Origin of the sequence: Acinetobacter nematophilus, from assembly GCF_026344175.1 — a bacterium.
Lineage (GTDB): Bacteria > Pseudomonadota > Gammaproteobacteria > Pseudomonadales > Moraxellaceae > Acinetobacter > Acinetobacter nematophilus.
In genome coordinates, this window is sequence record NZ_JAPKMY010000001.1 from 1 (window position 1) to 12,985 (window position 12,985).

Annotated in this window: 4 protein-coding genes; all 4 read right to left on the minus strand. The window is 40.3% G+C overall.

Going from position 1 to position 12,985, the window contains the following annotated elements; all coding sequences use genetic code 11:
• Positions 1 to 4,524 (minus strand): MBG domain-containing protein (locus tag OSH00_RS00005; RefSeq protein ID WP_266128707.1); only part of this gene is annotated, 4,524 nt, incomplete at its 3' end.
• A 214-nt stretch (positions 4,525 to 4,738) separates the two neighbouring features.
• Positions 4,739 to 9,913, minus strand: coding sequence for a DUF4011 domain-containing protein (locus tag OSH00_RS00010; RefSeq protein ID WP_266128708.1), 5,175 nt, complete (start codon positions 9,911 to 9,913; stop codon positions 4,739 to 4,741).
• Positions 9,914 to 10,019: 106 nt separating this feature from the next.
• Positions 10,020 to 12,362, minus strand: a complete 2,343-nt coding sequence (gene blp2, locus OSH00_RS00015) for an Ig-like repeat protein Blp2 (protein WP_266128709.1) — start codon at positions 12,360 to 12,362, stop codon at positions 10,020 to 10,022.
• 223 nt (positions 12,363 to 12,585) lie between these two features.
• A complete protein-coding gene (locus OSH00_RS00020; RefSeq protein ID WP_266128710.1) occupies positions 12,586 to 12,984 on the minus strand; it encodes a GFA family protein in 399 nt (132 codons plus the stop codon).
• Position 12,985 lies beyond the last annotated feature (1 nt).

Sequence of the window (12,985 nt, forward strand, 5' to 3'; positions counted from 1 at the left end):
TGCTGTGACACCTGAAAGTACAGATTCAGTTTCACCATTGACTAAGCCGGTTGCGCTAAAGCCTGATGCAGTCTGGTTTTGTCCGTTATAAACAGTTGATACGCTATTCGCTGTTACAGTCGCTTTGGCTTTGGCGATATTCAATGCGCCATCGACAAAGGATAGATCGTAGTTCTGATCAATACCACTGGCTTGGTTTGTATAACTGCCTGCATCTTTAGCCGTTATGGACGCTGTAACACCTGAAAGTACAGATTCAGTTTCACCATTGACTAAGCCTGTTGCAGTAAAGCCTGATGCAGTCTGGTTTTGTCCGTTATAAACAGTTGATACGCTATTCGCCGTTACAGTCGCTTTGGCTTTGGCAATATCCAATGCGCCATCGACAAAGGTTAGATCGTAGTTTTTATCGACACCATTGGCTTTATTCGCATAACTGCCTGCATCTTTAGCCGTTACAGAGGCTGTGACACCTGAAAGTACAGATTCAGTTTCACCATTGACTAAGCCTGTTGCAGTAAAGCCTGATGCAGTCTGGTTTTGTCCATTATAAACAGTTGATACGCTATTCGCCGTTACAGTCGCTTTGGCTTTGGCAATATCCAATGCGCCATCGACAAAGGTTAGATCGTAGTTTTTATCAACGCCATTGGCTTTGTTCGTATAACTACCTGCATCTTTAGCCGTTACAGAGGCTGTGACACCTGTCAATACCGAGCTATCTTCGCCATTCACCAAACCTGTTGCAGTAAAGCCTGATGCAGTCTGGTTTTGTCCGTTATAAACAGTTGATACGCTATTCGCTGTTACAGTCACTTTGGCTTTGGTGATATTCAATGCGCCATCGACAAAGGTTAGATCATAGTTCTGATCAACGCCATTGGCTTGGTTTGTATAACTGCCTGCGTCTTTAGCCGTTACGGATGCTGTAACACCTGAAAGTACAGATTCAGTTTCACCATTGACTAAGCCGGTTGCGCTAAAGCCCGATACTGTTTGGTTTTTACCATTATAGGTCGTATTTAAACTATTCGCTGTCACAGTCGCTTTGGCTTTGGCAATATCCAATGCGCCATCGACAAAGGTTAGATCGTAGTTTTTATCGATGCCATTGGCTTTGTTCGCATAACTGCCTGCATCTTTAGCCGTTACAGAGGCTATGACACCTGTCAATACCGAGCTATCTTCGCCATTGACCAGACCTGTTGCAGTAAAGCCTGATACTGTTTGATTTTTGCCGTTATAGGTCGTATTTAAACTATTGGCCTTTACAATGGCTTGTGCTTTGTGAATTGTGGCACTTAAACCTATAGGCTGACTAAAAATATAATTTCCAGCATCCACACCTGTTAAGTTATAGCCTGTTACGATCACAGACCTGGTTCCTGCATTCTTATCTGTAAATGTTCCTATACCACTACCAGTCAATCCAACAGAATCTCCTGCAATTGGATTAATTGAAGCAGTGCCGTTTATGGTTGCATTGAACAAACCATCATAGGTTTTATCTGCAACACTTATTCCATTGATGGTTAAAATTGCAGGCGTTATATTAGCTTTAAGATTTGTCGGCTGTAGCAATGTGTAATTTAAAGCATCTGTTCCTGACAACGTAAAACCTGAAACAGTGACATTTTTATCATTACCGACATTTTTGTCAGCAAATAATCCAATTCCAGTTCCAGACAACGAAATAGAATCACCCGATATTCCACCTACAATACTTGCATTTCCTGTTAATGATGCAGATTTTGATGCGTTATAAACTTTGTTTACTGCACTTAAGCCACCAATATTTAAACTCTTTGTTGTTATTGTCAGTGTTCCTGATCCACCATTGTCTTTATATATAACATCATCACCAAATTGTGTTGTATTTGCCCCTGTAGGAACGCCACTGATCAAGATTGAACCATCATTTAAACTATAAACACCTGCATTTTTACCAGTTGTTTTATAATTTAGTCCTGAAGCTAGCGTTCCTGAAGCAATCACCCCATCATAAGTTTTGTCAGTAAAATTAGCGACGACTTCTGTGACCAAAGGTTTTAGGAAATGACGTAGTAAGGGAGCAGATCTACCTTCATAAATACGCCAAATTTTACCAGTGCCTCCGGCATCATCAATATCCCAATCCGCAAAAGTCGCAATTTGTTGAAGTTGTGCTGTCGTCTTACCTACACCACCTGCACTGCTTAATCGACCAGAAGTACTGGTGTTCCAAAAGCTATTTGTAGTTGTACCATTTCCACCACCAACAAGACCACCAACATACTGATTCCCAATGACATTACCTGAAGAATAAGTCTTATCAACATTTCCTCCATTAAAACCAACTAATCCACCAACATATTGATTTCCAATCACTGTGCCTGTAGCATAAGAATTATTGACTGGTCCTGAAGTTCCTCCAACCAATCCTCCAACATAATTATTTCCTGTCACTGGACCTGTTGCAAAAGAAGAACTGATTAACCCATCGCTATAACCAACCAGACCGCCAATATAGTTATTATTTGAATATTTCCCTTTTACAGTCACATTGGCATATGAGTTTAAAATATTGCCATAATTAAAATTCCAGCCAACCAATCCACCATACTGTTCAGTATTACCTGTGACCAGCCCTGTGTTGACATAGGCATTATTAATTGTGCCCAGATTAAGCCCAACCAAACCACCAGTTTTTCCATAACCTGAAATACCAATATTGGTCAGCCCAACATTTTGTATCAGTGCATCCTGATGCGTAATCGCAAACAGCCCGATCCCCTGATACATAGATTCAATACTAAGTCCATTGATCGTATGACCTAATCCATCAAAACGTCCACGAAAAGCCTGTTGTGATAGATCCATTGGGCTTAAATTTGCATTATAAAAGCCAATTGGATCGAATCCTGTATAACCATTCCATAGCTCCGTACTGCTGGCATCTATGTCTGCACCCAACACATAATTACCACTTAGGTTACCATTAATACCTTGTAAATCTTGACTTGTAGTTGAACCTTGTGCGCCCAAAGCCGTAATGACTTGATAGTTAATGGTGGCTGCTGTTCCTTTTTGGGTACTAAAGTTCTGCCCTGCCTTTAAGTTTATTTTTGCACCATTGTTAATATAATAATTTGCGCTGGTATTGGCTGTATTTTGCCCATAAATCAAATTAAGTTTGCCACTATTATTGGTCGCTGTAATGTTGGCATTAATATTAATGTTATTTTGTGCATTTAAAGTCAGACTAGTCGCACTCCCCCAAGTCACATCAGCATTAACATTGATATCACCCTTTTGGTTACCCGTAGTGCTGGTTAGTAATATGACATTACTGGTTGCAAGACTGCTTGCTAAAGTGGTTGCACCAATGCCACTACTACTTGCTGATGCATTACCCGAATTAATACTGAAATCTGTGGGGTCGATTAACCAAGTTCCTGTTTTTCCACTGTCGGATCGAGTGGACACAGAAGTAGTTTGATCGATCTTAACATCAGCGGCCGAGGTTTCAATAAATCCACCATCCTGACCATTTTTTCCTTCAGCTTTCAGTACACCACTCACAGTGGTTGTGCCCGTTTGCATATCACCCAGTAGAATAATTTCGCCTTTGGCATTTTGACTTAAACGGTTGGCTTCGATAATGCCTGAATGATTGACAACTGCTTTACTTAAATTGTCTTTGGCTTTTGCAGTTAAATAGACTGCGCCATTATCAGCAAGAATTGCTCCTCCATTGTCCACCAAACCTTTAAGAACCCCTCGATCCACTTGGTACTGGGTCAGTGAACCATCTTGTAAAGCAAGCGTGACTTGACTAGCGGATGTTAAGTGTGTAGTCCCATTCGGTGTGGTAATAGAACCTGTATTTTTAACATTCGGCGCAATCAGCGCTACTGTTCCACCTTGTGAAGTTTGAATAGCGCCATGATTTTCTATACTTGCATGACTATTGGCATCGCCTTTTAAAATGAATTGACCATTTTGAATATCATGGTCCGTGAGTGCTAACGTTGAAGCAACCAGTCCCCCAACATTCACTTGAGCGGTTTTAGAGAAAACCACACCATTCGGATTGAGTAGGAACACCTGACCATTGGCATTTAAACGCCCCATGATTTGCGAAGCATTACTGTCTAATACATGGTTAATTGCAACTGAAGATGCATTATTTTGGTTAAAATTGACTGTCGCATCTTGACCAATGTTAAAGCTGTTCCAATTGGTGCTCAGTGTTTGACTGCTTTGATTAATGTTCAGAGTATGCTCATTTTGAGAAATCGTTGCCGCACCCAAATTAATTTGAGCGCCTGTCGGTAACTCGGTATTTGAAATCGCCGCCAGTACAGACAAAGGCAACAGTGCCAATCCAAATATAAGCAGAGCTGATACTTTTTCAACAATCCCCATTGTCTTATTCTGATCAATGACTGTGCTTTGTGAAGGACGGTGATTCTTGGCAAGTTCTGAAACGGCTTGCCAACAACCAAGCTGCGCATTCCAGATAACTTTGTAAATTTTATTCATGATATGCCCAAATGTAATAGATTAAATATTAATCATCTAAACATAACTTTACATAACTAGATATACCTGAAATTAGTGATTTTTAAAGATTTTTTAATTATATCTACATGGTTTATTTAAATAATTTTACATAAAGTGAGACTTATTTTACTGTAAAATTACAATGCATAAATTAAGTCTCATTTTTATAAAAACCACACTAAAAATGTTTATTCTATGAAAGTAGCTTATTTAAATTCACAAGTTCTTTTAATTGATTCTGTAATTTTTCTAGATTTGCTTTTGGATCAAGCCACCATTCCACGGTCCACAATTGAATCACGTTCCAACCGAGTCCGGTTAATACAGAAGGACGCAATTGATCTCGATCTCGTGCAGTTGCAGCATTGGCATAATCATCCCCATCCACCAAAATACCTGTTAAATACTGCCCAGCAACATAAGGATTTTGGATAGCAATATCTATACGGCTATCTCCACTGCCTACTGCCAAGTCGACTTTCCAACCTAAATATTCTAATTGCGCTTGCAAATACAGCATCAGTTCATCTTTAGCCTTTTCGGTTTCAAATGCTTGTGAGTAATACGCCATTTGCCCGGTTTGCGCAAAATTTAAGAAATCCTTTAAATCACGCACACCCTCACTACTGGTTCGAGACAAATCAATCTGGTCTGGACGGAGGGTTGAGAAAACATGTAGACCTTGACGTGCACGTGTAATCGCAACATTTAAACGGCGCTGTCCCCCCTGACGATTCAATGCACCAAAATTCATCAGTAATTTGCCCTGTTGATCGGGTGCATAAGTAATCGAAAAGATAATAATATCTCGTTCATCACCTTGTACATTTTCCAAATTCTTAACAAATAATGGCTCAAAGCCATCCCGGCTAAGTTGTTCTAATTCAGGATGTTGTGCCAATTCATTATCAAGCAAATCTTCAATCAGTTTTTGTTGAGTAATATTGAACGTCACCACACCAATGGTTTGTTTAACTTCTGCGCTCAGTTGATCCGTTAAATGTTGCAGAATAAACTGTACTATTGCCTGAGCCTCGGCTTTGTTGGTTCGAGTGTCCCCCTTGTCATATACACCTTCAACAGCATGCAATTGAATTGCCCTGTCTTTTGCTACAGGTGCAGGAAATGTCAACAGCTCACCTTTATAATATTTTTGATTACTAAACTGAATGAGGCTTTCATAACGACTACGATAGTGCCAATTCAAGACCAGTTCTGGTAATTGTGCAGCTAAACATTCATCCAGAATGCTTTCCAAATCTTCAGTGACATCTTCATCAACCTCTTCGCTATCTCCTTTTCCAAAGAAACTGGTGGGCGGCATTTGTTTATTGTCACCAACAACAATGGATTGCTCTCCTCGTGCAAGTGCACCAATTGCATCCCAGACAGGAATTTGTGACGCTTCATCAAAAATCACGACATCAAACTTAGATTCAGGATCGAGATATTGAGCAACTGACAATGGGCTCATTAACATACACGGCTTAAGCCCCCTAATCACATCTGGAATCTGTTTGATCAGTTCACGCACTGGAATATGTCGACGTTTTTTCCCCAACTCTTTGTTGAGTAATGCCCACTGCTTTTTAAACTCATCAGGATTTTCAAAAATTTTATGCCAACGTCGGGTAATTTCCTCACTGGCAAATTGTTGGTGTTCACGATCCTGTTGTGAGAATTTAAGAATTTTTTGTTGATGTAACTCACCATTGAACTGGTTGAGTTCAGGATGCAGACTAAACTGTTGAACGATCCATTGACGGGCAAGATTGATATCAATGAGTCGTGCAACTTGTTCCTGATCTAATTTTACCTCGGTAGACGAAGATCCCAGATCAGTTGAACAGTGCTGTTGTAAATATAGGACAAAACGAGACAAACCTTGTTGCTGAAGCTGCGTTTTTAAACCTTGCCAATTTAACCAGTGACGCCAGTTGCTGATCACGTTCTGTAAGTTTTGCTGACGTGTGAGTAATGCTGCAAATGCAATCTGTGTATATGATCTTGAATTTTCCGTCTGGATCTGCTGATCTGGTAATAGCAGTGCGTAGCATTGCTGTAATTCTTCAATAGATTGTTCGGCTTCAAAGTACTGCTGTTGACTTGCAAAGTCCAATGCTTGTAATAACACTGCTGGGCTGGAAATACGATCTGCAAGTTGGCTGTTCAACTGGGTCCAAGCCTGCAACATGTTTTCAAACTGTGCCCAATCTGTTTTTTCACCTTGCCAATAGGTTTGCAGTTTGGTACTTAAACTATTTTCAATCGCTTTAAACTGTTGCTGATGAGTTTGGATATTCATCAGCAATGGCAGATCATTCTCCACCACCATGGCAGAAGGTCGCTGTTTCTCGGTGTGATAGCTACGCATCAAGTTTCTTAACTGATACTTGCCAAACCAAGACCACGGCCAAAACTTGGCAGAAGCTTCGCGCCAATTAAACTCAATCTGTTTTAATTCCGCTTGATAAATGGAAAAATCATATTTAAAAATCAAACGCGTCTGACTTTGGACAATCTCTGTGCTGACCGCTTTGGCTTCGGAAATCTGACGTATGTCTAGACCATCAATAATTTTTAGCAGCTTCAAATCATATTGTTGACTAAATGCAAATATTTTCTGGAAGACTGCTAAGTCAGCTTGAATCTGTTGTAGATTTTCTGCTTGCTTAAATTGACAAATATTTTGCCAAGCATGTAGCGAACGATGTATTTGAGGAATTAATTCTGCAATACGTTGTTGGTTGTGCTGATACTGATCTTGCCACATCAGATTCCAGAAATTCGGAGAACTTCCTTCGGCAAATCCATTCAGGCAATCCCGAACGCTGCTCGAAATTTGTTGATACTGCAGCCATGCTTTGACAGCCAAATCTTTCAGCTGCGAACGTGCTTGATGGCTCAATTGTTGAATATTGAGATCAAAACGCAATGTTTCGGTCTCTCTATGTAACAGCTCCTCACTCATGGCATCGAATAAACTCCATCCTATTGAATGTTGTTGATGCAACACCTGCACATGCTGATTGAGTGCATCACGGCTTTCTACCAGATGTTGTGAAAGTAATTGCCATTCGTGTTGGGTTTCTTTTTGGGCGATTGCATAAGGATTATTGTTATTTTCTGCACGTTCACGAAGCTGATCAAGCACTTCTGTTTTTTGCGCTTTGGCAGAATGAAGCTGTAGACAAAGATGCCCTAATCCAATTTGATTCAGTCGGCGATACACCACATCCAATGCAGCCATTTTTTCAGAGACAAAAAGTACGGATTTACCATCTGCCAAACATTGCGCCACCATATTGGTAATGGTTTGTGACTTTCCTGTTCCCGGTGGTCCAGAAAGCACAAATGTCCGCCCTAAAGCTGCGGACATCACGGCTGCAAGCTGTGAAGAATCAGAAGATAATGGGGTAAACAGCTGTTTGGGTTGGTATTTTTGATCGAGTTCAGCAGGATGCGGAAAAGCCTCTTGCTTTTTAAACGGCTCGCGTGGCGTTTCAATTAAATGATGAACCACAGCCTGTTCTTTTAATTGCTGTATACGTAAAGACAGATCTCGCCACATTAAGTATTTTGAAAATGAAAACTGACCAATCGCGGCTTCAACAGTCACCTCCCATCCTCGCATATGGACTACGGCTCGGCGTATAATTTGCAAGACAGCATTGACATCTATCCCCGATCCATCTGTTGGTAGCGGGTCCAAACCACTGACCTCAATTTCAAAATCCTGTCTCAACAATTGCAACAGTGTTGAATTGAATCGTGGCTCGTCATCATACATCCACAAGCGATAACCAGACTTTGCCGACTCTCGTGTCATCCGCACGGGAATTAACAAAAGCGGCGCTTTAAATGTTTTCTGGGCTTTCTCTGATTCTTTCCACTCGAGAAAACCAACTGCCAAGAATAAAGTGTTTGCCCCACCTTCTTCCAAAGCTGTGCGTGAGGCGCGATAAACTTCCACCAAACGTTTATTTAAGGTCTCGCTGTCTAAGCCACTAAATAACAATTGGCGCTGTAGATTTTCATCAATATAATTTTGAACATGTTGGGCTTCATTTTCACGAGTGACATCTTTAAGAGAAATATAATCCACACTTTGAAAGAAAAAGCCCTTATTCTCAGCCAAAGCATCTTCTAAAGCGGCTAAAGTTTTCTCAGAACACTGCAAGGGAATACTTAAACGGTTATCTTTAAAATTTAATAACTTATTTCTTAAACTTAAATCCAGCAAACGTCTTAACCAGCGCTGTACACGCGTTGCAACGTTTACATTTGCATCCATCACCGCATATTCAGGTAAAGATGCTGCTGTCCATGTCATCTCATCTGCATCTAAATTTTGCGCCACATCAAGCTGTGTTGAAATAGGACGTACACCACGTAAACGACTTTGACGAATATCAACGGCTACATAAAACTGTTCAATTTTTTCAGCATCACGTAAATATTCTTGTGCTGAAGTTATGGCTTGCTGCAGACTTGCACGAGAGCTTAATAAGGTGGTTTCGATAAAAGTAATGGCACCAAGTTCCATATACTTACGTAAAGCCTGAAGATCATCAATTAAAACATCAGCAACAGGAGTTTCATGCAACCATACACCGATAAAACTGTGACCTTGGACAATCATCACCATTGGATCAAGTCCAATTTGCTCAAGTAAAGAACTCATCAACATGGTGCTATCCAAACAACATGCCATTTTGTCTTCTAAAATCTGTTTGGCAAAACGGATACGCTGTCCATGTTGGATATAACTTGCAGGATTAACGATATAGTGTAAATTCTGTTCACACATTGCCTGCCAAATTGCATTAACCTGATTGAAAACTTGTTCAGGGCTTTTATCCATATAACCATTTAGGCGACCTAGATTCTTCTGTACCAAGCATTCACTGGCACGTTGAAGCACAGGTGCTAAAGAAACCGCATTCGGTTGTGAAAAACAGGCTAAAAGTTCAAGTGGCTGTTTTTCTCCACCCCATGTATCTACTGTCAGCACTTCAATATCTTGCTGTTTTTCAGCCAACAGCTGTCCCTCTGCGTCCAACCATTTTAAATTTAGATAGCCTTTTATATTTTCATTCAGGTGGAGCAGAAAATTGAGATCAAAATTGAGTTTGGGATTATTGAGATAGATGCTTTGCTCAATATCGCTTTTACCGATTCGAATCTCAGTAGGTTGGATAAATACAGGATGAGATTCAATGACAAGCTTACTTTCAGAAAGTGGCTTACTCCCAGTCAAGGATATATGACGAATCAAAGGAATCGCGTTTTGCTGAAAAGTAAAATTTAAGCTTGAAGATGCATCGAGAGAAATTTGAAATTGATTGTGTTCTACAACATCTGGCATGAAAATTGTAATCCTGGATTTTTTTGATTATGAACTTAGTCGCTTACTGTATACTAAATCTATATCAATAAAAAAGCACCCTAGGTGCTTATTCCGTATATCTCAATTAAAACAGTACCTGCTGTGAATTTAATAACTCGGCAATGGCATCTGTCGATAATACAGTCGTGCTTTGTAAATCACGCATAGGTTGCTCAGCAGGTTCTGAGTTTAAATTCACGACGTTTTCACTTATCGTACCGCTTTGCGTCATTGAACTTGTAATCACATTCTCAATCTGTTGGTCTGTCGACTTAACAGCAGCATCCAAAAACAAATCATTTACGGTTGTCTCATGGCCAGTATCCAAATACTTTTGAGTGGGATCATTCGCTTCATAAGTTGTTTGCAGCAGATTTGCAATATGCTCACTGGTTAAATCAAGGCTATTGGGTTGTGCATGCAGCATGTTATGACGCAAAATATCACTCTGGGCATTCGAACCAGAATTCAACTCAGCATTGACAATCTGATTCGATAAAAGGAGATGGGAATCTGCCAAGTTTTGATCAATGATAGAATGTTCATCAATAACTGCTGCTTTCACTCCCACTTCAACCACCGTAAATGAACGTGCATCGCTCATCAAACTGGTATTTCCGGCCTTATCCGTTTGTACGCTGGTAATGCTATGCGCCCCCAGACTTAAATCATAGTCGAAACTGAATGACCATTTGCTGTCAGCACCGACAGTGACTTTTCCTACAGCTTTATTATTGTCATAAATAATCAAGGTCGCACCGGCTTCCCCAGTCCCTGAAATCACTGGGCGTTTGTCATCTGTGTTTCCATTAGCAGCTATTGAACCTTTGGTTTCACCGACATCGTCTATTACATCTGTAATTTTAGGACTGGCTGGTGGCGTAACATCTTTAGTTCCTGTTACAGATGCAACTGCTGATTGATTTCCGGCAGCATCTGTAGCATAGACACTCCCCACTTTTGCCTCAGTCAAAGCAGTTGAAAGGGTGACCGTATAATTTCCATTGGCATCTGTCGTTGCAGTACCCAACAGTTTATTGGCACTGTCATAGACCGTAATTTTGGAATTTGCTTCTGCAGTTCCCGTAATCATTGTGCCTTCAGCATTTAAGCTGGCTACAGGTTTTTCAGGCGCCAAACTATCTTGCCCTGGTTTAATTTCAGTGGCTTTGGATTGATTTCCGGCTGCATCCTCAATGATTATTTTTCCCGTTTGGTTGGTTCCCAGAGCCGGCGAAATTGTGATATTGAATTTCCCTTGTGCATTGACTGTGCCTGTTGCAATCACAGCACCCGTCGAATCTTGAATAATGACTTTGGCATTGGCTTCGGCTGTACCCAGTATGGTCGTTCCCTCTTTATTGAGTTCATACTTCGGTTGATCCGGTGCAATGGTATCTTTGCCCAATTCTATTTTGTGCTGTTCGGATTTATTTCCTGCCGCGTCAATCGCTTCAACAGTTCCTATTTGACCGGCCGTCAAAGCAGGTGAAATTGCAACTGAAAACACGCCTTCGGAATTGGCTTTTGCAGTGCCGATTAATTTACCGGATGCATCATAAACATTGATGGTTGCATTGGCTTCAGACTTACCGGTAACAATGTTTCCTTGATCATTTAATTGTGCCTGAGGTTCTGACGGCGCAATACTGTCTTTTGTTCCCGTGACTTGCGTATAGCCTGATGAATTTCCTGCATCATCTTTGGCTTTGACATAATAACTGTTGTTGTTGAGCAGCGCTTCAGGCAAGGTTACCGAGTACTGACCATCTTTATCCACTTTGACCGTAACAATGACTTTTTCATTTTTATCGACCACATAAATTGTTGCACCTGCTTCAGCTGTGCCACTGATTTTCGTACCCTCTGCATTAATTGTGGCGGTAGGTGTTTTAGGCGCAGTGATGTCTGGAGCTGTACTTGATTTACTATCACCACTGTCTATCAATGCCAAGCCTAATCCGATTGCCGACACAACTGCTAGACCTGCTTTGGCTGCACTTGAAGAAAAAAGCTCAGAAAATGAAAAATCCGAAGTGGATGTAGAGGGCGACTCATAAGCGCTGAGGGGTTGAGCAGGAACAGTATTTGCACTTTCATATAGTAGTGAATCTAATTTTTGCAGACCCGTATAATTGGAGAATTTGCCAGTCTCATCAAATTGGACTAGGCTAAATGTTCCATCCGCTTTTGGAAATGCCAAAGCGTGTACTGTGGTTGTAGGGGTTTGAAAAAAACCCTCTAAAACAATCTGTTCTCCATTTTTCAAAGTCACAATGAGCTTATCGCCAGATTGTTCCAGCGTTTTAACATCTTGTTGTGTAACCCCAATTTGAATGATCGATGGTCGATCTAAAACAACCAATTTGGATTGAGTATCCTGCAACAAAGTTTGATCTTGTTTCGCGGCAACGACTATTCTTGTCATGTATGTCCTCAATTCATTTAAAGTTTATTTTTCTGAAATTATACAGAATCCCTCAAGAGACACCAATGCATTTTAATCTTTATAGAATCACTAAAACCATCTTTTGAATAAATTAAAAACAAATAAAATTCAAATACTTAAAAAAATAATTTTTAACGTTCGATCAAATAAACTGATATTAAATCGAGTTGATCATTTTTATTCATAGCATGTTAAACCAAACTTAACATGCGGCTTGTGTAAATTGTGGTGAATCATCCAAAATTTCAAACCATGCAGCTTTATTCTCGGTAAATGCATGTGACATAATTTTTGCCTTAACAGCTTCATTAATGATTCCAACACGTAACCGAACCACATCAGGCAAATCTAAACGCGCACTAAATAAAGGTGAAGCACAGTGTTTACAGAACACTCTTTTTTTATTTGCCGTTGCATAATACTCAGCAAATAATTCTTTCCCCTGAACAATTTCTAAATTTTTACTTTGAATCGGAGTAATGGCGACGAAAGCAGAACCTTGGGCTTTTTGACACTGTTGGCAATGACAGACAAAGATTTCGGAAATTTCACTCCGAATTTTTAATTGAATGCCACCACAAAGGCATGAAGCGGTATACATA